This is a genomic window from Marinobacterium halophilum (genome assembly GCF_003014615.1).
GTDB classification, from domain to species: domain Bacteria; phylum Pseudomonadota; class Gammaproteobacteria; order Pseudomonadales; family Balneatricaceae; genus Marinobacterium; species Marinobacterium halophilum.
The window spans coordinates 1-26294 of sequence record NZ_PYGI01000029.1 but is presented as its reverse complement, the minus strand read 5'-3'; the positions used below and the strand labels follow the sequence as shown (position 1 = coordinate 26294).

At 58.0% G+C, this 26294-nt stretch carries 18 protein-coding genes; 6 read left to right on the top strand and 12 right to left on the bottom strand.

Going from position 1 to position 26294, the window contains the following annotated elements:
* Window positions 1-130: 130 nt before the first annotated feature.
* Complete coding sequence (gene mtnA, locus CLV44_RS16460) at window positions 131-1156, top strand: S-methyl-5-thioribose-1-phosphate isomerase (RefSeq protein ID WP_106593216.1); 1026 nt, start codon at window positions 131-133, stop codon at window positions 1154-1156.
* Here mtnA and CLV44_RS16455 read toward each other — a convergent pair.
* Genes CLV44_RS16455 through CLV44_RS16435 form a run of 5 tightly spaced genes read right to left on the bottom strand, consistent with a single transcriptional unit; the run spans window position 1153 to window position 4935 of the window.
* Window positions 1153-1701, bottom strand: a complete 549-nt coding sequence (locus tag CLV44_RS16455; RefSeq protein WP_106593215.1) for a 1,2-dihydroxy-3-keto-5-methylthiopentene dioxygenase — start codon at window positions 1699-1701, stop codon at window positions 1153-1155. The genes mtnA and CLV44_RS16455 overlap by 4 nt on opposite strands.
* A gap of 12 nt (window positions 1702-1713) precedes the next feature.
* A complete protein-coding gene (gene mtnC / locus CLV44_RS16450) occupies window positions 1714-2397 on the bottom strand; it encodes an acireductone synthase (protein ID WP_106593214.1) in 684 nt (227 codons plus the stop codon).
* Window positions 2394-3008: a methylthioribulose 1-phosphate dehydratase gene (locus CLV44_RS16445; protein WP_106593213.1), complete on the bottom strand. Its 615-nt coding sequence runs from the start codon at window positions 3006-3008 to the stop codon at window positions 2394-2396. Before CLV44_RS16445 ends, mtnC begins: the two co-directional genes overlap by 4 nt.
* The gene (locus tag CLV44_RS16440) at window positions 3005-3799 is read right to left on the bottom strand and encodes an amidohydrolase (RefSeq protein WP_106593212.1); all 795 of its coding nucleotides are present in this window, start codon (window positions 3797-3799) and stop codon (window positions 3005-3007) included. The genes CLV44_RS16445 and CLV44_RS16440 overlap by 4 nt, the downstream gene beginning before the upstream one ends.
* Entirely contained in the window at window positions 3787-4935 is a 1149-nt protein-coding gene (locus CLV44_RS16435) for a pyridoxal phosphate-dependent aminotransferase (RefSeq protein ID WP_106593211.1), read from the bottom strand. The genes CLV44_RS16440 and CLV44_RS16435 overlap by 13 nt, the downstream gene beginning before the upstream one ends.
* Before the next feature lie 214 nt (window positions 4936-5149).
* Between CLV44_RS16435 and CLV44_RS16430 the strand changes: the two genes are divergently transcribed.
* Genes CLV44_RS16430 through CLV44_RS16420 form a run of 3 tightly spaced genes read left to right on the top strand, consistent with a single transcriptional unit; the run spans window position 5150 to window position 10458 of the window.
* Window positions 5150-7225, top strand: a complete 2076-nt coding sequence (locus CLV44_RS16430; protein ID WP_106593210.1) for a TonB-dependent receptor plug domain-containing protein — start codon at window positions 5150-5152, stop codon at window positions 7223-7225.
* 54 nt (window positions 7226-7279) lie between these two features.
* Entirely contained in the window at window positions 7280-8185 is a 906-nt protein-coding gene (locus CLV44_RS16425) for an ABC transporter substrate-binding protein (protein ID WP_170069375.1), read from the top strand.
* Entirely contained in the window at window positions 8185-10458 is a 2274-nt protein-coding gene (locus tag CLV44_RS16420; protein ID WP_170069374.1) for an ATP-binding protein, read from the top strand. The genes CLV44_RS16425 and CLV44_RS16420 overlap by 1 nt, the downstream gene beginning before the upstream one ends.
* On the opposite strand, the gene CLV44_RS16415 is transcribed toward CLV44_RS16420, so the two are convergent.
* From CLV44_RS16415 to recC, 7 genes are all read right to left on the bottom strand, one after another.
* The gene (locus CLV44_RS16415; RefSeq protein WP_106593207.1) at window positions 10459-10836 is read right to left on the bottom strand and encodes a hypothetical protein; all 378 of its coding nucleotides are present in this window, start codon (window positions 10834-10836) and stop codon (window positions 10459-10461) included.
* 6 nt (window positions 10837-10842) lie between these two features.
* Window positions 10843-11319, bottom strand: coding sequence for a DUF2489 domain-containing protein (locus CLV44_RS16410; RefSeq protein WP_170069373.1), 477 nt, complete (start codon window positions 11317-11319; stop codon window positions 10843-10845).
* A gap of 136 nt (window positions 11320-11455) precedes the next feature.
* Window positions 11456-12439: a c-type cytochrome gene (locus CLV44_RS16405; RefSeq protein WP_106593205.1), complete on the bottom strand. Its 984-nt coding sequence runs from the start codon at window positions 12437-12439 to the stop codon at window positions 11456-11458.
* 1 nt (window position 12440) lies between these two features.
* Window positions 12441-13103 carry a c-type cytochrome gene (locus CLV44_RS16400; RefSeq protein WP_106593204.1) on the bottom strand — a complete coding sequence of 221 codons (663 nt, stop codon included), beginning with the start codon at window positions 13101-13103 and terminating at the stop codon, window positions 12441-12443.
* A 120-nt stretch (window positions 13104-13223) separates the two neighbouring features.
* A complete protein-coding gene (gene recD, locus CLV44_RS16395; protein ID WP_106593203.1) occupies window positions 13224-15263 on the bottom strand; it encodes an exodeoxyribonuclease V subunit alpha in 2040 nt (679 codons plus the stop codon).
* Window positions 15256-18978: an exodeoxyribonuclease V subunit beta gene (recB, locus tag CLV44_RS16390; RefSeq protein ID WP_106593202.1), complete on the bottom strand. Its 3723-nt coding sequence runs from the start codon at window positions 18976-18978 to the stop codon at window positions 15256-15258. Before recB ends, recD begins: the two co-directional genes overlap by 8 nt.
* Window positions 18975-22421 (bottom strand): exodeoxyribonuclease V subunit gamma, encoded by a 3447-nt coding sequence (recC, locus tag CLV44_RS16385; RefSeq protein WP_106593201.1) that lies wholly within the window; start codon window positions 22419-22421, stop codon window positions 18975-18977. The genes recB and recC overlap by 4 nt, the downstream gene beginning before the upstream one ends.
* A 208-nt stretch (window positions 22422-22629) precedes the next feature.
* On the opposite strand from recC, the gene CLV44_RS16380 reads away from it, so the two are divergent.
* Together CLV44_RS16380 and fabI are read left to right on the top strand one after the other, a co-directional pair.
* A complete protein-coding gene (locus CLV44_RS16380) occupies window positions 22630-25194 on the top strand; it encodes a putative bifunctional diguanylate cyclase/phosphodiesterase (RefSeq protein WP_106593200.1) in 2565 nt (854 codons plus the stop codon).
* Between the two features lie 102 nt (window positions 25195-25296).
* A complete protein-coding gene (fabI, locus tag CLV44_RS16375; RefSeq protein ID WP_211298173.1) occupies window positions 25297-26061 on the top strand; it encodes an enoyl-ACP reductase FabI in 765 nt (254 codons plus the stop codon).
* The last annotated feature ends 233 nt before the right edge of the window (window positions 26062-26294 follow it).

The window sequence follows — 26294 nt, the reverse complement described above, 5'->3', positions numbered from 1 at the left end:
AGGATAGCTTCATTCTGACAAAAAACCGGCCATCTGTAAGCGCCCCTGTTAAGACGCTTTTCACATCGACCTATAACCACTAAGCTCTGCGCTTTCCCATCAGACCCTTTTCACGAGAGCCGGGCCGACCATGAAAGAGCTGATTTCCACCGCATTGCGCTACCGCCACAACCGCCTTGAACTGCTGGACCAGCACCAGCTTCCGGACCGTGAACTCTGGCTGCACTGCGATTCCGTGGAGGCGATGGTAGCGATGATCCGCAAGCTGCAGATCCGTGGCGCGCCGCTGATCGGCATCGGCGCAGCCCTGCTGCTGGCACATCTGGCCGAACAGGGCTGGCGCGAAACACAGTTGCGTGATGCCGCCGCAACTCTGCGTGATGCCCGCCCTACAGCGGTCAACCTGATGAACTGCCTCGACCGCATGCTGGCGGTCATTGATCAGGGCCCTGCCGCGCTGGTCGCCTGTGCAGAAGCACTGTTCGAGGAAGATGTGGCCCTGTGTCAGCGCATGTCCGCGTTCGGTGCCGAGCTGTTGCCCGAGGGCGCGCGGGTGCTGACTCACTGCAATACCGGCAGCCTGGCCACTGCTGGCTCAGGTACTGCCATCGGCGTGATTGCCGAAGCCTCCCGTCGCGGCAAGCTGAGACATGTCTGGGTCGATGAAACTCGCCCGCTGCTGCAGGGTGGCCGTCTGACGGCCTGGGAGATGAACCGTCTCGGTATCCCGCACCAGATCCAGTGCGACAGCATGGCCGCCATCTTGATGCGTGACGGCCTGGTCGATGCCATTCTGGTCGGTTCCGACCGTATTGCGGCGAACGGTGACTTCGCCAACAAGGTCGGCACCTACAACCTGGCGGTGAACGCCCACTTCCACGCGATACCTTTTTACGTCGTGGCACCCTGGACCACCGTGGACCCACACTGCCCTAACGGCCAGGCGATCCCCATCGAACAGCGCAGTGCCGAAGAGATCAAAGGCGTCAGCGGCAGCTTTGGTGAAGTACGCTGGAGTCCGATGGAATCGGATGTATTCAACCCGGCGTTCGACGTGACGCCCGCCGAACTGGTGACAGGCTGGGTGCTGGATACAGGCGTGTATGACCGCGACGGAATCGTCACGGCCATTGAGCAGGTCAGAGCCGGCGGTTAAACCGCCGGTTCAAAGCGCGGGTGGCGGTCGGCTATGTCGCTGCCCGTGTAATTCGCGACCCAACCTTCCGGGTTGTTGAACAGACGAATCGCGGTGAAGCGCGGTGCCGGGCCCATATCGAACCAGTGTGTGGTGTTGGCAGGTACCGAGATCAGGTCGTTCTTGCAGCAATGCACCTGATAGACCTTGCCCTCCACATGCAGGTAGAACATGCCTTCGCCGTCGACAAAGAAACGAACTTCATCTTCCGCGTGCGTGTGTTCACTGAGGAACTTCTCACGCAGAGCGACACGGTCGGGATGGTCCGGCTGCAGGCTGATCACATCAACAGTGACGTAACCTTCCTCGTTTTTCAGCCGTTCGATCTCCTGGCCATAGGCTTCAAGAATCGTCTCATTTGCCATCCCGGGCGTGATTTCGCGGTCCGCTTCCCAACGCTCAAAGCGTACGCCGATGCCGTTCAGGATCTGCTGGATGTCATTAAAATCGGTGCTGCTGCCAATCAGTTGGGCATCTTGCTCAGCCAGAATCTGGATCGCGCTCATTGTGTCCCGTCCTCAATCAAGTTCAATCAGGTCAAAGTTATCCACAGCCGTATGACGCTCGGCCCCTGCTGGCCGTTCGCCCCGCACCAGCAGGCAGGTCTGCATGCCCGCCTCTGCGGCTGCGTCCAGCTCTTCAACCACATCGGACAGGAACAGGATTTCAGCCGCTGGCAGGCCGATCGCAGCCGTGATCCGCGTGTAGGCAACCGGTTCACGTTTGGCACCGGTAGTGGTGTCAAAATAGCCGCTGAACAAGGGGTTCAGGTCACCAAAATCGCTGTAGCCGTACAGCAGTTTCTGCGCCTTTACCGAGCCGGAGGAAAAAATGTGCAGCTGCTTGCCCGCCGCATGCCAGCGCTGGAGGCCTGCATGAGCATCCGGGTAGAGATGGCCGGTAAAATCGCCCTGCGTGTAGCCCTGCACCCAGATCAGCCCCTGCAGCGCCTTGAGTGAGGTTTCCTTTTTGTCCTGATCAATCCAGCCGATCAAACCGTTGGCGATGGCATCCAGGTCATCTGCTGCCACGCCCAGTGCCTGTGCCGCTTCGGCCACGGCCGGTTCGTTCGGGTGGTGGTGGACAAAATCCACCATTCGCTCGCGGGCGTAGGGAAACAGCGTCTTGTGGACAAAATCGATATCGGTCGTGGTACCTTCGATATCGGTGAGAATTGCATTGATGCCTGTGAACACACTCATACATTGGCTCCCAATCGTCGCATCTCCAGTTCGCAGGCGAAGAGGAACTCCAGCCCTTCCAGATGACGGCGCGCCTCGCTCATGTCGTGGCCCCAGGTATAGAGGCCGTGACCGCGCACCAGAAAACCCCAGGCCAATGGCTCATGTTGCCAGCGCTGGCTCAGCTCATCGGCCAGTGCCTGCATGTCCTGAGCATTGTCGAGAATGGCGATACGGATGCTGGCGTCATGGGTGTGATTGCCACTGAGTGACTTTTGCATCTCGTAGCCACTGATATCGAGCCATTCATGCGTTTCCAGCCGCGACAATACGGTCGAGGCCACCGAGTGCGTGTGCAACACGGCTCCCACCTGATCACTCAGTTGGTACAGACAGGTGTGCAGCAGGGTTTCGGCAGATGGTTTGAGCAGACTGGCCTGTGGCTGCCCGGCCAGATCCACCTGGAGCAGCTGTTCCGCACTCAGGTAACCCTTATGGCAGCCGGACGCCGTGATCAGCGCATTCTCCGCTCCCAGGCGCACCGAGAAGTTGCCACCGGTGGCCGGACACCAGCCCTGAGCATCAATCCAGCGGCCAGCATCAATGATCTGTTGGGCAGCGGTATCGATCATGGCTGTGTCTCGTCCATGTCCGACAGGGTAAACGCATCCGCGTCCTGCCAGACCGGGAAGTTGTGGCGAAACTGTTTCAGGTCTTCACCATTGAGCAGGCCGGTTTTGATGAACGGCTCACGTGCGGGGCCATCCAGCAACGCCTGTCCCTTGAAGTCGACCAGCAAACTGTCGCCACTGTATTCCAGGCCCTTGCCATCTTCACCGACACGATTGACCCCGACCACGTAGCACTGATTCTCGATCGCCCGCGCCAGCAACAGGGTACGCCAGGGCATGCGCCGTGGCGAAGGCCAGTTGGCGACACAGAGCAAGACATCATAGTCATCGCGGTTGCGGCACCAGACCGGAAAGCGCAGGTCGTAGCAAACCTGCGGCAGGATGCGCCAACCCTTGTATTCAATAATGCTGCGGCGGGTACCGGCGGCATAATATTCATGTTCGTTGGCCATGCGGAACAGGTGATGCTTGTCGTAATACTCCACCTCGCCTTCCGGAGTCACGAACAGCAGGCGGTTACGATACCCTGCATCCTCGATCACTACACTGCCGCAGATAGCCGCGCCCAGAAGACGGGCTTGTGCCTGCATCCACGCCAGCGTCGGCCCCTGCATGGGTTCGGCCACTTCATTGGGGGACATGGTGAAACCGGTAGTAAACATCTCGGGCAACACTATCAGATCGGTCTGACCTTCCAATGGTGCCAGTAACGCGGTCAACCGTTCACGGTTGGCGTCCGGCTGCTGCCAGTCCAGATGCGTCTGGACCAGACTGATTCTCAGATTTTGCATAGTTGTTCCGCGGCTTGATCAAGGGTGGTTTCATGTTTGGCAAAACAAAAGCGTATCAGTTTCATTTCCGGGGGCTGCTGGCAGAACACCGACAACGGGATCGCAGCCACACCGGCGTGCTCAATCAACCAGAGGACGAACTCGGTGTCCGGAAGATCACTGATCGCACTGTAATCCATCACCTGAAAATAGGTACCTGCCGCCGGGGTGAAGCTGAACCGGCTCTGAGCCATACGCGCATTAAAGCGGTCGCGCTTGGCCTGATAGAACGCTGGCAGCGCCTGGTCATGTGCAGGATCGGTGGTCAGATAATCGGCCAGCGCCAGCTGCAGCGGCGTACTCGTACTGAAGGTCAGATACTGATGCACCTTGCGCAGCTCGGCACTCAAGGGTGCCGGTGCCACGCAATAACCGATCTTCCAGCCGGTGGTGTGGTAGGTCTTGCCGAACGACGACACCACGAAGCTGCGCTCTGCCAGTGCCGGGTAGCGGTTGATGCTCTGGTGTTCGGCACCATCAAAGACGATATGTTCATACACCTCGTCGGCCAGCAGCAGAATATCAGTGCCGGCGACCAGCGCCTGTAATGCCTGCATGTCTGCTGCGCTCAGCGTCTGACCGGTCGGGTTATGCGGTGTATTGAGGATGATCATTCGTGTTTTCGGCGTGATCGCCTGCGCCACCGTATCCCAGTTGATCGCAAAACCGGGAGGCTGCAGCTGCAGGTGCACGGCACAGCCGCCATTAAGGCTGATCGCCGGGTCATAGCTGTCGTAGGCCGGATCAAAGACGATGACTTCGTCACCCGGCCGTACCACCGCTGAAATCGCCGCAAACAATGCTTCGGTGGCACCGGAGGTGACCGTCACCTCGGCCGCCGCATCCAGCGAACGCCCGTAACAGCGTTCCACCTTGGCGGCGATGGCCGCGCACAATGTCGGCATACCGGTCATCGGTGCATACTGGTTGGCCCCCTGGCGGATATAATGATCGACCCGAGCCAACAGCGCCTCAGGGCCATCAAAATCGGGAAAGCCCTGCGACAGGTTAATCGCCTGATGGGCTTGCGCCAGTGCGGACATCTGCGTGAAGATCGTGGTGCCAACGTGAGGCAACTTGGTTTCAGGGTATTGCATGGCAGACTCGACGACTGATGAAGATCAAATAGTACCGGAGACAGCCGGGGCTGCTCAACAAATGCTCTGGTTTAAGCCCCGCTGACAGGTAGAATACGTGCATGCTGGATTGGATACTGGAACACAACGGCTTCATTATCGAAGCAGTCATTTTGGCGCTGGTCGTAGTGTATATAGGGTTAAAAATAAAATAAGGACACTGTCCGGAGACACGATGCCTCATTACCGAGACCTGTTATGGTTAGCTCCATTCTACGCACTGAACCTGGGCGGTTCATTGGCCTATGGTGATGAAAGTGCTTACCTGAGCGAGCAGGATTTTCTGACCGATATTCCCGAAATCACTTCGGCAACACGGCTGTCGCAGCGCCTGACCGAAGCACCTGCCTCTATCAGTATCATTAACCGCGAGATGATCCGCGCCTCCGGCGCTCGTAATATCCCGGACCTGATGCGTCTGGTTCCCGGTTTTCAAACCATGCATGTCAGTGCCAACAAATTTGCCACTACCTACCACGGGGCCAGTGACAATTTCCCACGCCGGCTGGAAGTCATGATCGACGGCCGTTCAGTTTATCTACCCCTGCTGGCAACGGTCGATTGGACCTCGCTGGGGCTGAATCTGGATGAGATTGAACAGATCGAAGTCGTACGCGGCTCCAACGTTCCGACCCAAGGTTCAAATGCTTTCATGGGGTCGATCAACATCATCACGCGAGAGCCGGCCGCCGCACAGGGTGGTTATGTCAGCGCCAGCGGTGGCAGCCTGGATACCCGTGACCTGCATTTTGGTCATGCCGATAACCTGGGCTTGTGGAGTTATCGCCTTTCCGGTGGACATGAACAGAACGACGGCACCGATCTGTACGGTGACCGTCTGAGTCGCAACTATCTGCGCCTCAGTGGCAGTTACACGCCAACCCTGACCGACACACTATGGCTGCAGGCCGGGGTTGATCGGGGCTATACCTACGTGGGGCAGTCAGACCAAATTGACGAAACCTTTTCACGCCGCGATCACCAGTCCAATTATCAATATCTGCGCTACCAGAACCTGTACTCGGATAGCGGCACCCTGCAACTGACGGCCTATCATAATTATCTGAATCTGGGGACGTCGCTCACCGACTTTGCCACCGTAGATGCGTTTCTCGAAGAGGCCCTGGGGTCACCGCTTCCCCCATCACTCGTCAATGAATTCATGGCCCTGAACAGACCCAGAGACGACGCTGAACACGGGATAACTCACACCTACGATACCGAACTGCAACTGACTGACCGGCTGGGCTCATTCAATGTGGTTGGCGGCTTGGGATATCGCTATGAGTCTGCGGAAAGCGATATGCTCTTGCAGAGCGGCAAAGTTACCGAGGAACGCTGGCGTCTGTTCAGTAACCTGAATTGGGCGTTCGCGCCGTCATGGAGTTTGAACAGTGGTTTCATGTTTGAGAACAGCTCTGAACAGACGGATACTCTGTCCTATCGACACGCCCTTATTCACACCCTGAACACTCAGAGCAGTGTGCGCCTCGGATACTCCATCAGCGAGCGCCTGCCATCCCTGCTTGAACGTTTTGCGAACAACAATATTTATGCGCCCGCTGCACTGTCGCCAGATGGTGAAGTGTTCGTGTACGACTACGATAAAGCCGCGAACCCCAGCCTTGGCACGGAGCGCATCAAGACCCATGAACTGGGTTACTATCAGTCCTTCAAACACAATCAGGGATATGTTGATCTGAGAGTGTTCCAGGAACGTCTGACGTCCATGATAAGCAACTATTATGTAGAAGCCGATGAACCCAATAGCCCCTCCCGGGTCAGCATCAACCGCAATGGCTTCGGCTGGGAGAATCGGGGAGCCGAGTTACAGCTGAAACGTCGTATCGGTGATAACGCTTTCGCACTGCTGAACTATACCTATACCAATACCCGCACTGACCCTTGGGTTCATAATAAGGATCTGCAAGGCGCGGCTGTCATGTTTGAAGACTCGACGACCCCTGAGCACACCGCCTCACTCATGCTCAATTGGAAGCCAACGCCTGATCTGAACCTCAGCCTGATGCACTACTATATGGACAGCGTCGACTGGTTTGAGGGCGATGATCGCGACAGTTACCAGCGTACCGACCTGCGTGCCGCGCAGCGCTGGGCACTGGGAACCGGCAGCGAACTGGAAGCGGCCGTGACAGTACAAAATGCGTTTGGCCCAACGTACCAGGAATTTTATGAGCACAACCTGTTTGACCGACGGATCTGGCTGCAGCTGATGCTCAGGTATCATTAACACGGAGTTTGGATGATTTCAGGGATGCAATCGATAAACAGAGTCACCCGATACTTGTCCACTCGACTGGTGGCAGGCATATTGCTTTGCCTATTACCCATCGCCGTCCGAGCCGACAACGCGCTTTTGGTACTGAGCGATTTCAGTCCCAGTTATAATCAGGTTCAGGACGCGATCCAGACAACAGCCCAAAAGCCGCCGCGTGTCGCTACCCTCGACACGCTGACCGTCGCCGACAGCCGGACCCCCATTATACTTGCTGTCGGCAGCCGTGCCTGTGAACAGATGCTCAGCCGTTACCACCCGGATACACGGCTGCTCTGCAGCTTTTTGCCCTCCACCGCATTTCAGCGCATGCAGGAACAACTGCTGCCCGAACAGCGCCATGCCAATATCAGTGCCATCTTTATCGACCAGCCACTGCGCCGGCAGATCCAGCTGGCACGGCTGATCAAGCCGGAAGCGAAAACACTGGGCTCAGCATTGGGCAACAATAGCCGTTCACTGCACACCGAGCTGGAAGCCGGCAGTCTTGGCCAAGGGTTTGACCTGCAGCTGGCCTACCTATCGGCACTGGATAACCCCGTAGAGCTACTGACCCCCGTCATCGCCAATAGTGATATTTTCCTGGTAATTCCGGACAGCTCGGTATTCAACCGGGCCATTTCCAAATGGCTACTCTACCTGTCCCTGCGCCACCAAGTGCCGGTCGTCGGGTTCTCCGCCAGTTATACCAATGCCGGGGCGACCGCTTCAGTACACTCGTCGGCTACCCAGATCGGCCTGCAGACCGGCGAATGGCTGAACCGGCTGTATGCCAACGAGCCGCTGCCACCACCAAGTTACCCTGCCTATTACGACGTCAGCATCAACCCCGTCGCGGCCCGTACACTGAAACTGGTATTGCCTTCACCCGAAGCTCTGGAACAACAGTTGTTGCAGATCGAGGCCGGCTATTAATGCCCGGGATCGGTAGTCGCCTCAGTATTCGTAGCCGTGTGCTGCTGCTATCACTGATCCCAATGCTCACGCTGGCCGGTATTCTGGGGACATACTTCACGTACAGTCGGCTGGCCGACAATACCGAAAAGCTGCTTGAACGCGGCCATCTATTGGTTGAACTGTTGGCCTCTGCCGCCGAATTTGGCGTCATCAGTGGCAACCGTTACCAGCTACGCATACTCAGCCAGAAAACGCGGCAAAATCATCCGGAAGTGCGCGACATCCTGTTCTATGATGCCAATTTCAACCTGTTGCATCGATCAGGGCAATTTGACGTCGAGCTGAGTCCCACCAGTCCCAGACACCAGCAGGCAGGCCCGTTCTGGCTGTTCATGGACCCCATCTCGACCAGCGCTCTGTTGTTGGAAAACAATCCCGAGCTGGCCTTTGATGTCATCCAGCCCAACCAGACCGGCTGGGTGGCCGTCGTGCTGTCGCCTGACAACAATGCCAGTACCCGCCGTGAGATGCTGCTCAGCAGTCTGCTGCTGATTCTGGTCGGCCTATTGGTAACCACCGTTGTCGCCAGCCGCTTCGGCCTCCGGATTACTCGACCAATACAGGCCCTGGGCGCAGTCATTGAACGTCTCGAAGCCGGCCAACTTGATACACGTGCGGCCACGACTCAAGCTTCTGGCGAGCTTGGATTGCTGGCCCGAGGCATCAACCGCATGGCTGCCCGCATTCAGGCCTCCAGTCGCGAGCAGTCCGATCAGATCAGCAAAGCTACCCGCCAGTTGACCACCACCTTGCGGCATCTGGAACGGCAGAACGAGGAACTCATACAGGCACGTCGCCAGGCGGATGAAGCCAACCATGCCAAGGACGAGTTTCTGGCCCGCATGAGCCATGAACTCAGAACCCCACTAACCTCGGTATTGGGGTTTTCCGAACTGTTGCAACGAACCCAACTCACGCCGGAGCAGCAACAGTACTGTCAGATCATTGACCAGACTTCCACGTTACTACTGACGATTATCGACGATATTCTCGACTTTTCCCGTCTGCAATCGGATGCGATCGAGCTGGAACAGCTGGTCTTCAACCCCCGCCAATGTCTACTCAACCTGCTGGCGATGCAGGCCCCCATGGCGCAGCACAAGGGCCTGACGCTGATCGAGGAACTGTCACCCGAGTTGCCGGATGCACTGGTGGGCGACCCAACACGTCTGTCCCAGGTGCTGACCAACCTGCTCAGCAATGCCATCAAGTTTACCGCCGTCGGCGATGTCCGTCTCTGTGCCCGCGCCATCCGTGCCGGACGCCACTGCAAGTTGATTTTGAGTGTCAGCGATACCGGCATCGGTATTTCGGCGGAACGACAACACCACCTGTTTCAGGCGTTTGCCCAGGCCGACAACACCATCAGCCGACGCTACGGTGGCTCAGGGCTGGGGCTGGTCATCGCTCATCGTTTGACCCAAATGATGGGTGGCACCCTGGAACTGGAAAGCCAGGCAGGCATTGGCACGCATGTATGCCTGACCCTGACCTTGCCGCTGGCTGATTCGGTACCCGCCCCCTCACCCTCTTCACACGATGGCGCATACGTACCTGGATTCACCTTGGGTTGTCCGCTCAAGGTTCTGCTGGCAGAAGATAACGATTTCAACCGGCTGTTGATCTACAAGGTGCTGACTCAGGCCGGTGCCGAGGTGATCACGGCAACCACGGGCGCACTGGCCGTGGAACAGTTCCGCAATACATTGCCTGATCTGGTGCTGATGGATGTACACATGCCGCACATGGATGGCATTGAGGCCACCCGTGCCATTCGCCAGTTGAACACGGCAACTCCCATTATTGCATTGACGGCCAATGTGATGCCGCATGAACACAAGGCTCTGATGCAGGCCGGAGCCAATGCCATCATGCTGAAACCGGTCAAGTTACCGGACCTGTTTTCCTTGCTCGATCAGCTGTGCCGTAGGGAAGCGGCCAAAACCGGCCATGAAGAGGGAGCACTGCTGAGTCATATTGACCCAGAGGCACTGCACCGGGAACTGGAGCAGCAACTGAATGCACTCTGTCCGGCGGTAGAAGCGGGCCAGCTGGAGATTGTGCGCTCGCATGCACATCAGTTGCTGGGACTGGCAGGGCTGTATCAGTTACCGGAACTGGAAGCGGTGGTTGCCGAGCTGCATCAAGCGGCACTGGTCGGTGATATCCCGCGCTGCTGGCGCCGTTGCTTCCGCCTGCGCCGATTGATCGAGCATCATCAGTATCATTGATCAGAAGCTACGAAAAAACGGCTCGTCACGAATCAGCTGCTCCAGATCTGCCTGGACCGCAACCAGACGCTGACGCGCAGCCCGGTCATACAAATAGGGTGCCAAGCCGTCGGCGGCCGGCGGATGGGTTTCATCCCCTTCATGGATTTCGACACAGCGACGACGGATCGCTTCCAGTTCCGGGTCGTGCAATAGCGGCAGGCCGACAAACATCTCCCATTCTTCTCGGCGCGCCTCGCCAGCCTGCAGCCGCTGCATCATATCCAATACCTTGCGCCGATCCGGGCGCCAGGTCGGTGCTCGCCCGAAGGCCAGCGCCAGCACCAGGCCACCGATCAGCAATAAGGATACGACAAAGGCGATCAGGAACTCTGCCATGCCGGGTTATTTCAGCGGCTCGCCGCTGCTAAGCTCACGCGCAACTACCTGTAGCGCGGCTTCGTACTGTTGCTCCAACGCCTGCATCTCCTGCTGATAACTGTGCTTGAGTTTCTTGGGCAGCGCCTGCCACTCCTCCTTTATCGGCATGTGACTGGTCTTGTCATACACTTCGCTGATCACCGCATAGGTCTCCTGCTGCAGCAGTTGCGGACGATAGTTTTCCAGCAGCACCTTGAGGCGAATGCAGCCCTCGGTCAGCGTCATTTTTTCGTCGTGCAAAATAGCACCGGCTACCAGGCGGATGCTTTCTTCCAAATACTGATGATGTGCCTCGAAGTGGGCAATTGCCTCCGCTTCTCGTGCAGCTTGCTGCTCACGCTGGATACGCGCGCGCTGCACTTGCCGGTAAATCAAGGCGGACAGTGTCAGGATGGCCAGCAATCCGGCGGCGGTCAAACTGTAGATCAAAGTGGTACTCATGCTTACCTCTTGTGCTGTGAGCGGCACGGGCATTATGCCAGACGTATACCTGCACTCACTACGCAATCGGCATGCCAGAGGATCGATGAAAGGAGAATAAACGGCGGAGCCAGCCCCGCCGCTGATGCCGGGTGGGTTATTCGAAGGTACGCGGTTTGAGGTTGCTCGGCTTGAGAAATGGCTTCTCGCCGGTATTGTCGTGCTGCCCCAACACCTTGCCGTTGACGTCGGTGCCGTAGCGGGTGTGCTTGTGGAAGTCGATAAACTGCTCACGAGTGGCACGGGCATCACCGGTGTAGCGCGGATCCTGTGGCCGCTCCTGGCTGTTGATATACCAGGCTACCTGCCAGGCATCGTTATCACTCAGCGATCCGGGTTTGCTCAACGGCATGTTGTTCTTGATGAACGATGCCGCCGTGAATACACGGGTCAGACCAGCACCCCAGTTATAGGCGCCATCGCCCCACAATGGCGGAAACACAACCTTGCCATCTTTCTTCTGGCCTGCACCGTCGTTGCCGTGGCAAATGGCACAGTTGGCTGCGTACACCGCTTCACCCTTGGCATAACTGATATCGTCGGGAATCTGTTTGCCCAAGTGGCTGAAGCCACGCCCCGATATGTTTTTCTCATACACCGGAGCGCTTTTGGCCAGCCACTGATGGTAGGCCGTCAGCGCCAGCATGTCGTCGCTGCCATATGCCGGTGGCTGACCGTTCATGGAGTAGGCAAAGCAGCCCGCGATACGCTCTTCCAGTGAGTTGACGTGCTTGTTCTTGCCACGATAGTCGGGCAACGTGGTCGCCGCCGGCCACACCGGACCTGACCAGTTCATCCGCCCTTCCCCCATGTGGCAGGTTTTGCAGCTCATGTCGTTGAACACATACTCGCCACGCAGCTGCTGGGTGTTCATGAACAGATCGTAACCCTTCAAAATCACCTTGCGCAGTTCGGGATGGACCGATTCATCAGCCATCAGGTCATCGATAGTCGGGGCCTGATGAACATACTGTCCGGGCTTGCTCTCGGGAAGATTGACCGGCACCTTGGCATCACTGGCCACGACCTGTGTACTCATGACAGCCGATACCACTGTCAGCAGCATAAAATTATGTTTCATATTATTGCTCTCCCTCGGCGGCCACGGCCTGACGACTGCCCAAATATGCGGCAACCGCTTCAATCTGCTGCTCGGTCAAACGTTCGGCAACCCCGGTCATCAACTGGTTGGGATCATTGTGGCGCGCACCGCTGCGCCAAGCGTGCAACTGCTGTCGGATATAATTGCCGTGCTGGCCGGCAATACCGGGGAAAGTTGAGCCCACGCCCTGATTATCCGGACCGTGGCAGCTTTCACAGGCCGGTATGTACTGGTCCCAGTCACCCCGGTTGGCAAGTTTTTCGCCCAACGCCAGCAACTCTTCATTGCCGGTAGCCGCTTGTGCAGCGGGTACCGCCTGCTCTGCATAGTACGCGGCGACGTCAAGGATCTGCTGTTCACTCAAATTATCCACATTAGGCTGCATGATCGCGCTGATACGGGTACCGGCGTTGTAGTCACGCATCTGTTTGGCAATATAATCGGCATCCAGACCCGCCAGACGCGGAAAGCTGGCCGCATTATTGCCGGCCCCATCCATGCCGTGGCACGCCATGCAGGGGGCACCGCTGCCATCACCCTGCATCACTACCTGTCGACCATCGGCAGCCACTCCCTGTGCCTGTAGCGCACTGCTGAATAACAGCGCACCGACCAGTGTCAGCCGCCCATTTCGTTGCAACATGGCACTCTCCTTTGCGTGAGGTATGTCTAATAAAGAATATACTTAAAAGTTATTATTCTATTCCATTTAAACCATACCGCAACCGCCCGGCTCTCACCGCATCAATACCGTTGATCCTGCTCAGGTCAAACGCCTGCGCAAGCCACTGGCACGACGCACCCGAGTACGCACCGCATCATCCAGACGACCACGGTGTCCAAGCAGTAGCGTGAACCACCGGCTGGCACGGGTGATGCCGGTGTAGACCAACTCACGCGTCAATACAGGGTTGGCGGTCGCAGGCAGCAGCAGTGCCGTGTGCGCAAATTCCGAACCCTGTGACTTGTGGACCGTCATGGCGAACACTGTCTCGATCGCCTGCAGGCGACTGGGCAGTACCCATTTCAAACTGCCATCAGCCAGCGGAAACACCACCCGCAACTGCAGCTCATCCGTTGCACCTGGCAGTGCCAACGTCATGCCGATATCGCCATTCATCAGCCCCAGCGCATAGTCGTTGCGGGTTACCAGTACGGGACGACCCTCATACCACCCTTCGGTGCGCGTAATCAGACCGTCCCGCGCCAGCACTTCTGCAATCCGCTGATTAAGGCCCTCGACGCCCCAGGGACCGCGTCGTAACGCACACAGCAACTGGAATTCACCAAAGGCATGCAATACGCCCCGCGCCCAGCTGTCCAGTGCATCCGCGTCCCCGTTCACGGGCCGACCAGCATGCAGACAACGCAAGTAATGACGATAACCTTGAGGCCCTCCCGCATCACCCGCCGGTTGCGGTCCGCCTTTCAATACCAGTCGCTGCACCGCCGTATCGTCGGCGCCTGTCAGCGTGATCAATCCCAAATCGGCAAAACCGGCCGCCAACACCTGCTTGACCGCTGTCGGTGAGCCACTGTTGACCGCCCGCGCCAATGAGCCGATACCGCTATCAGCCCCGAAGCGGTGACTGTGCCGGAGCATGGCGATCGACTGTGCCAGCGGCTGCGTTGACGCAGCTCCTTCTGCGGCTTGCCAGGCGGCCACATCCAACCCGGTCTGGCGCTGCAGCGCCGCCAGCGTGGCGGCATCGTATCCGCCGGCATCGGCCTCTGCACACAAATCACCCAGTACCGACCCGGCTTCTACCGAGGCCAGCTGGTCCTTGTCGCCCAGCAGGATCAGACGGGCCTGAGGCGGCAGTGCCGCCAGCAGCTGGTGCATCATTTCAAGGTCGATCATCGACGCTTCATCCACCACCACCAGATCCGCATGCAACGGGTTATCCAGGTGATGAACGAACCGCCGTGTCCCCGGGCGAGCACCCAGCAAACGGTGCAAGGTCGTCACTTCATGCGGGATGCCCTGCTGCAATGCCGGAGACAATTGGCCCACGGCCCCGCTGATCGATTCGGTCAGCCGCGCAGCGGCCTTGCCGGTTGGAGCCGCCAGGCGGATACGCAGTGTGCGACCCTCGTCACGGGCCAGGCTCTGCAGCAACGCCAGCAGACGCACGACGGTAGTGGTCTTGCCGGTACCGGGTCCGCCGGTGATGATGCCGAAGCGGCGGCCGGCCACCAACGCACAAGCCAGCTGTTGCCAGTCCAGTCGTGTCGGCAGTGGGTCGAACAGGTCTTTCAGCCGTTGCTGCATACGCATTTCGTCCACCGCGACGGGCACCAACCGTGCCTGCACGCGCGCGGCGACTTCGACTTCATACCCCCATTGCCGATACAGATAGAGGCGCGTGGTCTTGGCTTCAAGTACCAGAGGACTCGGTACCTCACCCGCCGTGACCAGGGCCGTGGTGGCCAATGCCTGCTGCCATTGGGACAGGCCCAAACCGTGCAACAGCTCTTCCGGGCGGTCCGGCAAGGCTTCTCCGAACTCACCGTCCGGCGGCAGCGACAGCGCGGCATCCGGCGTTGCCAACAGCATTTCAAGGTCTACACAGATATGCCCCCGCCCCAGCTGATGGCTGGTCAATACGCCGGCAAGCAGCACCAGCGGCGAGGCCTGCGGGTCCAGCTCATGCAGGAAACGGCCCAGCGCCAGATCCAGTGCCCGAATCCAGCCCCGCGCCTGCCAGCGCTGTAACAGGCTTTCCAGCATGCACCACTGTTCCAGCGCCGGATGCAGCGGGGCGGCGGGTGCACTGTCGAACAGATCCAGGGTGTCAGACATCGGAGACCTCCTTGCCCGCCAGCAGACGGTCCAGTGTTTCAATCAGCTCTGCGCTTGGTCGATCGATACAGCAACCGTGTTCATTTGCATCGATTCCACGCAGGAACAGGTAGAGTGCCCCGCCCATATACTGTTCGTAACCTGCCAGCGGGTCATCGGCATAGCCCGGTAACCGTGCCTTGAGCAGGCGGTGCAATGCCAGTAGATACAGGACGTACTGGACGTCATAGCGCTTGTCCAAAACGGCCTTTTGCATCGCGGCCAGGCTGTAGTGAGTATTATCCGGCCCCAGCCAGTTGGATTTGTAGTCCACGACCCAATACCGGCCCTGATGTTCGAACACCAGATCGATGAAGCCTTTCAGCATCCCGCCCAGCATCTGCGGCGCCAGAGCCGGACGTGGCTGGCCCGGCAACACATGGCGGGTGATCAGGCGGTCCAGCTGTTCAACCCGTACCTCGCCGACCTCAACCCAGAACTCAAGCTCGGCCTGATACTGGGCCAGCTCGGCCAACGCAACCGGGGTGTCATCCACCAACGGCAATCGCGTCTGCAACAGCTGTACCAGCCAGCGGTCCAGTACCGGCAACCAGGGCTGCCATTCACGGCGCTGACACCGCGGAGCCAGAAACGCCAGGCGCTGCGGCGCATCATCCACAACGCGGGCAAAGCCCTGCTCTGCGGCCCACTCCAATATGCCATGCAGGAACGTACCGGCCTGAGGCCCCTTCCAGAAGTGATGCGGATCGTAGGCAAACTCGACCACCGCTGAAGCGGCGACCGCTTCGTCACGGTGCTCGCGCGTGGTTTCTTCACGAGCCGTTTCAGCAGGTTCAGGTTCCGCCGGTGCGCGTCCCTGCAACTGACTGATGGCGCTGTAACTGGCAATCCACCAGCGCTCTCGGCCCACCGGTCGGGCACAGCTGCGGGCCGGAGCCAGTTGCGCCGCCGTGGTCGGGGCCATCAACAGCTGCCGGGTAACCGGCGGTGGTGACGCCACGTCCATTACGCCCGGCTGAGCCAACGGGTGCAATACTGCGCTCAGGGCTGCGCTATCGGTTTTGCCACGGCAACCCAGCAACTGCCCGAATGCACTTTTGTGCAGACTCAAGGCTCGGTTGCGCTTGATCGCGGCGACACCCAGCCAGCAGGCGTGTACCGGCCGGGTCAGGGCAACATAGAGCAGGCGCAGGTCTTCCTGCAGGCGTTCAGCATCCGCCGCCGCCTTGGCCTGCTGGTCGCCGGTATCCAGCTCCAGCACACTGCCGCTTTCGCCCTGATAGCGGTAACTGCCATTATCGGCGCTGACTTCGCGGTAACTGCAGATAAAGGGCAGGAAGACCAGCGGATATTCCAGCCCCTTGGATTTGTGAATGGTCACCACTTGTACTAGGTCGGCATCACTCTCCAGACGCATGATGTGTTCATCACCGGCACCGCTGCTGTCAAGAATCTGCTCCTGCAGGTAACGGATCAACGCCAGCTCACCTTCCAGCTGGGTGCTGGCTGTCTGTAGCAGCTCGGCCAGGTGCAACAGGTTGGTCAGTACTCGCTCACCACCCGATTTACGCAACAAACGCGATGGCAATTCAAAGCCATCCAACAGGTGACGCACCATCGGCAACACGCCCTGGCGTTGCCACAATGTACGCAGTTCCCGGAAGCGCTCAACTTCGTGTTCCCAGTGCTGCTCATCACGTGCCAAGTGTTCCAGCTGTGTGTAATCAAGATCCAAAGTCACGGTGGCCAGCGCGCCATGCAGCCGCTCGGCCTGTTCAGGCTCGGCACAGGCACGCAACCAGCGCCACAGGTCTTCGGCTTCACGGCTGGCAAACACCGATGCCTGGTCCGACAGATACACACTGCGCACCGCCCGCTGCTCCAATGCTTCACGGATCAGGCGTGCTTCACTGCCGCTGCGTACCAGAATGGCAATATCACCGGGTTTAAGGGCCTGCAGCGTGCCCGATGTCTGGCGAAAACCGGCCTGCTGCTGCAGTCCAAGCTGCAACAGCCGCTGAATTTCGCTGGCGCAGTGTTCGGCCATCTGTTGGCGATAATCACCAATGGCAATGCCATCGTCGTCATCACTGTCGAGCAGCCAATGATTCAGCGCCGCCGGCGCGACACCTTCGACCTCGAAGACGTCCTTGCGTCCATTGGCTGCAACCGGAATAAACGGCAGCGGGTTATCGTCGGCGCGGGCGAAGCGAAAAGCACCTTCGCTTTGTTGCGTTTCCGCATGGTTGAACAGGTGGTTGACCGCTTCGACCAGAGCCGTCGAGGAACGGTAATTGCGCCCCAGGGTATAGTGACGTCCCGCGGTGTCTGTACGCGCCTGCAGGTAGGTATGGATATCGGCACCCCGAAAGGCATAGATCGCCTGTTTGGGATCACCGATCATGAACAGTGAGGTGCCGTCCGCGTTCTCGGCATACACGCGCCGGAAGATACGGTACTGCAGCGGGTCGGTATCCTGAAACTCATCAATCAGGGCAACGGGGTATTGCTGGCGAATCGTATCGGCCAAATGGCTGCCACCTTCCGCCTGCAGTGACGCATCGAGTCGGCTGAGCATGTCGTTGAATCCCAATGCAGCGGCCCGTTCCCGTGAGCGGGTAAAGCGGTGCTGAATCCAATCGGCGGCATGCAGCTGCACGGGCTGTACCGGCGGCTGGGTTTCCAGGTAATCGACCAGTGTTTGCAACTGTTCAAACACGCCATGGTCGGGCGTTTGCCCCTGTTTGCTCTTGGCGGTTTTGCTGTGCAATTTGGCGGCGGCAAAGTGCGCCAACGCATCGGCTTCGAGCGTGTCGCCCTCGGCCCAGGCAGCCATCTCGGCAAGCTTGCCGGCCATTGAGGCGGGGCGGTAACTGTTGTTGTTTAGTACCTTCGACTGCACCGCCTTCAGCAGCTGCTCTTCGACGGTGTCACGCGCCGTGCGCCAGCTATCGCGGGCCTGTTGCTCCAGCCGTTGTTTGTGCGGCAGCCATGCATCCAGCACCGCGGCATAATCGGCAGGCGATTGCCGTGCCGTCAGCGGACTGCCCTGAAAGTTGACCTGATGGTCACCCGGCTGCAACAGGGGTTTGACCGCACGTAACAGCGCATCAGGGTCAGCCGCCAGCGTGCTCAGGGCTTCGGCCGCCGTCGGTGACAGTGCATAACACCAGCTACGCCAGTAGTCGCGCGCCATTTCAACCATGAGTTCGTTGTCGTCCTGCTCCAGTTGCTGCTGGAACAGGCTGCCGGTATCGAAGGCATGCTGGGTGAGCATGCGTTGGCACCAGCTGTGGATGGTGTAAACCGCCGCTTCATCCATCCATTCGGCCGCCTGTTCCAGCTTGCGTGCCGCCTGTGCCCGTTGCTGGGTGTCGGCATAGTCCAGCTCGGCCAGCAAATGGGTCAGAAAGGGGTCCGCGGCCGCCTGCCCCCGAAACACCCGTGCAGCGTCGGCCAAACGGCTGCGGATACGGTCACGCAGTTCGCGGGTGGCCGCGTTGGTAAAGGTCACCACCAGAATTTCCGGTGGCAGCAACGGACGGCCAAAGCCTGCGTCAGCACCGCCGTGTCCCAATACCAGACGCACATAGAGGGCGGCAATCGTAAAGGTCTTGCCGGTACCGGCGCTGGCTTCGATCAGGCGCTGCCCCTGCAGGGGAAACGTCAGCGGATCAAGTGCCTGAGGCACCGTAGAGGGGGTCGATACGGTCATGATGCCTCCCGTGGCAGCAGTTCGCCCTGTGCAATCAAGGGCTGGTAAAGCGCGTGGGTCCATGTATCCAGCCCGGCCACCAACAGTGCGTCAAAGTCGGGCCAGGCACGTTGCAGATAGCGATCGGTGGTGCCTTCACCGGGAAAACGGCTGTTGCCGGTATAAGCGGCATGCGCCATATCGACCGGGTCCTTGCCCTCGGCCGCCGTCAACAGCGCCAGTCCGCTTCTGCACGCCAAAGGTGCCGGACGCTCAAGCGCCTGCAGGTAGTATTCCAGCACGACGTTGAGATGGGCTTGTGCCTGATCCGCAGCCAGAGGCCGTAGCCGTGCCGTGTTATCAGGCCCCACCAGAAAGGTCGTAAGTGAGTAACCACTTGCGCTGACGGCAAGATGATCTATCCAGGCACGCACCAGACGATGCCAGCGCGGCGTACCCTGCTCGCTGATCGCCTGCGGCGACGATTGTATCAACGCCAATTCACCACCATCCCCGTGGCGATACAGCCCGCCAATCCAGTCTTCCAGCAGCAGAGTATGGCCATGAGCACTGAGCGCCAACTGTAGCTCCAGCGGTTCCGCCACTGGCTGCCACTGCTCCAACAGAGCGTCCAGGTGGCGCAGGGTCGCCGCAGCGGGGCTGATGATTCCCCGCATCGCCCGTTCACCGTAAGGGCCCAGCGGCAGCTCACCCGCTCGCTGCCAGCGCGCCAGCTGGGCACGGATACCCGCCTCGGCATCATCGGCTTTCAACCCGGCACGGATCAGGTCCGAGCCCAGACGGTACTGGTCAAGGCGGTTGAAACTGAACGGTTCGTGTTCTTCCTGTACCTCTTCCAGAGTCTCGAACCAGACGTTCAGCCGCTGGTTGAAGAAAGTCTGTACCGGGTGGCGCAGAAAGCGTTGCAGCGTTTTCAGGTTGATACTGTCTGGATAGGTCGGCATTGCCAGCGTGGCGGGCGCGCTGTCGATGACAGGATCATGGATTTCACGCCATTCACGGGCATAGGTAAACAGGCGCGCATCACCCGCAGGCGCGAAATAGCCGGTGCTGAACGGCTGCAACGGATGCTCGGTCGTCAGTTGTGTCAGCAGTTCATCCTCTTCCGGTGCCTGCCAGCCCTGGTCAAGGTGGTCACGCAGCTGCGCCACGAGTACCGAAGGGGGCTGCTCGGCGTTGTCACGTACGCTACGACCGATCCAGCTGATATACAGCGTATCGCGTGCCGACAGCAGAGCTTCCAGAAACAGGTAACGATCATCTTCGCGGCGGGAACGATCCCCGGGACGGTAGCGCCCGGCCATGAGGTCGAAATCCATCGGCGGCTGTACACGGGGATAATCGCCATCATTCATGCCCAGCAGGCACACCATGCGGAATGGAATCGCACGCATCGGCATCAGGGTGGAGATATTGACCGCACCGGCAAGAAAGCGCTGTGACAGGCTCTGTTCATCAATGCCGTCGAGCCAGCTTTCGCGCACCACTTCCAGAGGCAGGTCTTTATCGAGTGCCGCATCGGTGCAGGCTTCCTGCCATTGTTGTACGCGCAGGATCAGGGTATCCATCAACACCAGATCCTGGTCGCTGACCGGCTGCAGGAAGGTTTCCAGCAGATCATTCAGCACCAGGGCCCATTCTTGCTGGGGTTTTGGAGTGAGTAAAGACTCACGCAGGCGCAAGAGTGCACTCACCAGCTCCGCCAGCGGCCCCACTCGTGCCGCTTCCAGCCCCGCCACCTCGGCATAGGTTTCAATCCCGGCAAAGGTCTGCTCCTCGCCCATGATGTATCCCAGCAGCATGCGACGCAGACCGAACAACCAAGTGTTCTGTTCCAGCCCCGCCGGCAGATCCAGTCCGGCACGCTGGGCGCCATCAAGCCCCCAACGAATACCGGATTCACGTATCCAGTGCTGCAACGGCGGAAGATCATGTTCCTGCATGCCGAACCGTTCGCGCAGCGCCGGTACTTCCAGCAGGTCAAACAGCTGACTGATACCAAAGCGCTCCTGTGGCAACTGCAGCAGCAGCTCCAGCGCAATCAGCAACGGTGCCTGGCCACGGTTCTGCTGGTCGTTCAGGGTAAAGGGTATATAGCGAGGATCGCTGCGCTCAAGACGCCCGAAGACGGCACGGATATGGGGCGCGTACTGGTTCACGTCCGGCACCATGACGATGATGTCTCGCGGCTTGAGTGTTGGTTCTTCCTGGAATCGTTGCAGCAGTTGATCGTGCAGTATCTCAACTTCACGCTGACGGCTGTGCGCGACTTGAAAGGTCAGTGAGTGGTCACTTTTTTGCCATTGCCGCGGCGTCTCCGTCAGTGGTTCAAGTTCCAGAATATCCTGCTGAATCTGGCGCAGCAGTGAAAGTTGTTCCACGTCTGCCTGCGGCTCATCAAACAGGTCAATACGCTCGAACCAGTCACGGTACCGGCTGGTATCGTCAAATTCATCCAGTAAGCGAATGTAGTCCCTGCCCTGCTTGCCCCAGGCCGCCAATAACGGCTGTGCATGCAGATGCTGGTCTGCAGCACTCAGTTCCGTCGGCATGCCCGCCTTGTGCGTCTGGCGGCGACGGGTACTGCGCAGCAGCTCTTTGCCATCAATGATATCGGCCCAGTAGTGCCGACAGGGGTTGTGTACACAGAGCAGAACCTGGGTGTGTTGCGCCATCGCGGCAAGGGCCTCGATAAACTGCTGCGGCAACGCCGAGATGCCAAAGATAATGACGCGTCGTGGCAAGCTGGCAGGCCGCTGCTTCAGCTGGCGACAGGCCGCAAGAAAATGCTGGTGCAGGTCGGCACGGCTCAAATCCCGTTGTGTAACATCAAGATCGGCTCGGATCGCCCGCCACAGTACCGGCTGCCAACGCTGATCCTCGGGTAATACCTGCGGCTGGCCGTTCGCGTCCAGTAGATGGTCATGTCCCTCGGCCCAGGCTTCAAGCCAGTCGGCCCGATATACCTGATATTGGTCAAACAGGTCGGCCAGACGTTCAGCCAACTGGTACTCCTTGCGAGCGGTCAGGTCATCCGCCAGAAAACGGCGCAGCAGCGTACACTCGGGGTGCTCGATCAACTCAGGCAGCAAGCGTAACAGACGCCAGGTCAGGCGAGACTTGTCATAGGGAGAGGTCAACGGCACCTGATCCGCACCCAGCACTGCGCGATACGCTTGCCACAAAAAGGCCGATGGCAGCTGTATATCCAGCGCCGCAGCAATGCCGCAGCCAGGTTGTTCGGCATCATCAGGTGCCCGCGCCAAGGCCAACTGCAACCATTGGGCAATACCGTTGCTCTGCACCAGAATGGTTTCGTTTTCCAATACGCGCAGAGGATTACGCTGCATCCAGTACACCAGCACTTCGCGCAGAGTCTCCAGACGGTTGCCGTGAATAATGGCCAATCCGCTGGGTAAGGCATCCCTGTTCTGCTCACTCATTATCCTGTCCTCTGCACGCTATCTGAACGCGCAAGCATACTACTCGAACTGCTGGATTGCATGAGATCACTCGCTTCGTTCTACGCACCAAAAGTCGTACAACTGTCGTAATAAGTTGACAGGTATCAACCATACCCGAAGTGACTGCAGATCACTCCGGCACGCCCCAGTACAATGACGGCACAATAATTACAATGGCTTGAACCTCATGACTCATCGCGTGCCGTCCATCCGCGGCTATCTGCTCAACCGTACCCTGCTGTTTTCCGCCATCGGTTTCATTATTCTGCTGCTGGTCTGCCGACAGGCTTATCAATCCAGTGTCCGCGACAATGCAGACGAGGTTGCACGTGCGGTGGCAGAAAGTACCTTTAATGCCATGTATCTGGTTATGAGTCAGGGCTGGACACGGCAGCAACTGGAACAGTTTATTCAGCAGCTGGCGCAGCCGGAGCACGAGGTTTCCAGCCTGCGTGTCAGCCTGTTCCGTGGCCAAAAGGTGAGTGAACGTTTCGGGAGCATCGAACAGCCAGAGCTCGATCCCCAAATGCGTGACGCGATGCAGCGCGGTACTACCATGGAAATCACTGACGGCCAGCAGCAGCGTTTTCTGTACCCGCTGCAAGCGCGAGAGGCGTGTTTGAGCTGTCATACCAATGCTCGTATCGGTGATAATCTGGGATTAATTGAGGTCCGTCAGGACCTGAGCCGTCAGCTCAATAGCGCCAACCGCACACTGCTCTACTATCTCCTGTTGCTCTCCCCCCTGCCCGCTCTGTTCGGATTCTGGGCCGTACGCAAGGTCTCGCTGCGGGTCAATCAATCGGTCGAGGATCTCAGCCGCGGTATTGCCCGAGTAAATTCGTTGCAGGATTTGAATCAGTTATCCGACTATCGTCAGGCACTCGGCTTTCGCGAAATTGATCATATCTTTACCCAGGTCGAAAGCCTCGCCGAGCGACTGCATACCATCGCTGTGGACAAGGATCTGCTGGAGTTTGAAATCCGTTTGCTGGAAAAGTTTGTCATCACCTCGGAAGTCGTGCGCGATTGGCGCGAATACGTCAACTTGCTGATGCTGGACATCAATCAGGTTATCCAGATTTACACCATGTTTTCGATCTTCAAGGTTGATGATGAGCTGTTCGATCTGGAAATCTTCTGGCTGCGTCCGCCTGCCGCTACCACCAAAATGATGATGGAACAGGCGGTAATGAAACGGCTGAGAGCCGATGACAGTTTTTCCCTGCCGGGTGAAGTCGTGATCCACCACAACGCCGTGCAAAGTGGTGAGGCGTTAACGCTGGAAGCCAAAGAGATCGAGCTGCAAACCAAGACACTGCTGGTCGAAACGCCCAAGATCGGCGGTATTGTCGGCATTGGCGTGCATGCCGACATGGTCAAGGACAATACCCGCGTGCTGGTGCTGGAGAGCATCTTGTCCACGCTGCTCAATGTCGTCGGCTCAGTAAAAGCGATCTACAAGTACACCCGGGACCTGGAGTATTACGCCACTCGGGATCCACTGACGCATCTTTATAACCAGCGCATGTTCTGGGAATTACTCGACTATGAACTCGACCGGAGTCAGCGGCACGGTTATCAGGTCGCACTGATGCTGATTGATCTGGATAACTTCAAAGCAGTGAATGACGGCTATGGCCACGCTACCGGCGACACCTTGCTGCAGCAGTTGGCAGTGGCCATGCAGGCTGTGCTCGAAACCGGTGATGTACTGGCACGCTATGGCGGTGATGAGTTTGTCATCATCCTTCCGGAAACATCCGCAGAGCAAACCGAAGTCATCGCGGAACGGCTGCTGCATTGTCTGCAGTCGTTTGTCCTCTCAACCGAAACGGGTGCAGCTATTCGCATCACCGGTTCTATTGGCGTCGGCCTGTTTCCGGATCACGCTGACAACCATAAAGACCTGTTCATGTTCGTCGACACCCTGATGTATCGAGCCAAACATCAGGGCAAGAACCGCATCAGCTTGCCACACCAGGATGATGTCGCTGATATCTTCAACGATATCAATCAGAAAATGCTACTGGTCAATGAGGCTATCGAACAACGCAGTATCGTACCGGTTTTCCAACCGATACAGCCCCTGGGGGATAACCAGCCCGCAGTCGAAGTACTGAGCCGTATTCGTTTGCCTAATCAGGAGCTGATGTCTGCCAGCGAGTTCATCGAGATTGCCGAGTCTATGGGCAAGGTCCATTTGCTAGACTACATCGTGATGGAAAAAGCGTTTGAACAGGTAACGGCAACGGGTTATCAAGGCCTCCTGTTCATCAACCTGTCACCACGCGCCATTCTGGTACGAGACTTTCTGCAGACATTGCATGCCCTGACTCAACAGCATGGCATGCAGCCCGAACGGATCGTGTTCGAGATTACCGAGCGTGACACAGTCAAGAACATCTCTGTATTGGAGCATTTTGTACGCAGCCTCAAGGAGTCAGGTTACCTGTTAGCCATTGATGATTTTGGTTCAGGCTTTTCATCTTTCCATTACCTGAAATATCTGCCAATCGACTTCGTTAAAATTGAAGGCGAATTTATTGCCAATATGGCCAACAACCCCAAAGACTTGGCGTTTGTCACCAGTATTACGGAGCTGGCAAAAAAACTGAATCTGAAAACCGTTGCCGAGTTCGTTGAAACAGAAGAGGTGCTTCAACTGGTTAAGGATACGGGCATCGATTATGCTCAGGGCTACCATATAGGTCGTCCACAGACGACGTTGCCAACTAGCAGTGTCCAATGAATAAATAATTAATAAGGATCCCTCACAGGGATCCTTATCGCTTCATCTACCGGTCACACAGTAACGCCATTATTGTTGCTGCATTCAATACCAAGGAAAACCATGATAGATCTGACAGGAAAGCGCGGTGTCATCTTCGGCATCGCCAATCGACACAGTATTGCCTATGGCTGTGCCGAAGTATTGGCATCTCTGGGCGCAGAGCTTTGTGTCACCTACCTGAACGAAAAAGCCAAGCCCTATGTAGACCCGCTCGCCAAACAGTTAGGGACTGACATGCTCCTTCCCTGTGACGTGGCAGAACCTGGGCAGCTGGAGCAGCTTTTTCAGCACTTGGAACAAACGTGGGGAACCATCGACTTTGTCATTCACTCGATTGCCTGGTCCCCGCTTGAAGAGCTGCATGGACAGTTAGTCGACTCCAGCGCTGAAGGTTTTGCCAAAGCAATGGATATTTCCTGTCACTCATTTATCCGAATGGCAAAGCATGCACGCCCGCTGATGCCCAACGGCGGCACACTGCTTACCATGAGCTATCACGGAGCAGAAAGAGTCGTTGAGCACTACAACCTGATGGGGCCCATAAAAGCCGCTCTGGAAAGTTCTGCTCGTTACTTGGCTGCCGAGCTGGGCAAGGATGCTATCAGGGTACATTCACTGTCGCCCGGTCCCATGCCGACACGCGCAGCCAGTGGTATCAATGCATTTGACGAATTAATGGATGACGCTGTCGCCCGCTCCCCATTGCACCGACTCGGCACACCTGAAGATGTAGGCAAGATGGCAGCCTTTCTGGTCAGTGACCATGCTTCCGCCCTGACCGGCAATCTCATTCATATAGATGCCGGACACCACCTGATGGCATGATACAAGTAGCACAGCCAGGCCACCTGTTCGGGCCTGGCTATGTGTTCTGAATCGGTCATGGAGGCTGACATGGGGCGGGGAAATACGGAGGATGCGCACGTGTTTGTGTACCTGCGCCCCACAAGCAAAAACCCCGGTCTCAACGAGACCGGGGTTTTCATATTAAGTGCCTGGCGATGACCTACTCTCACATGGGGAAACCCCACACTACCATCGGCGATGACGCGTTTCAC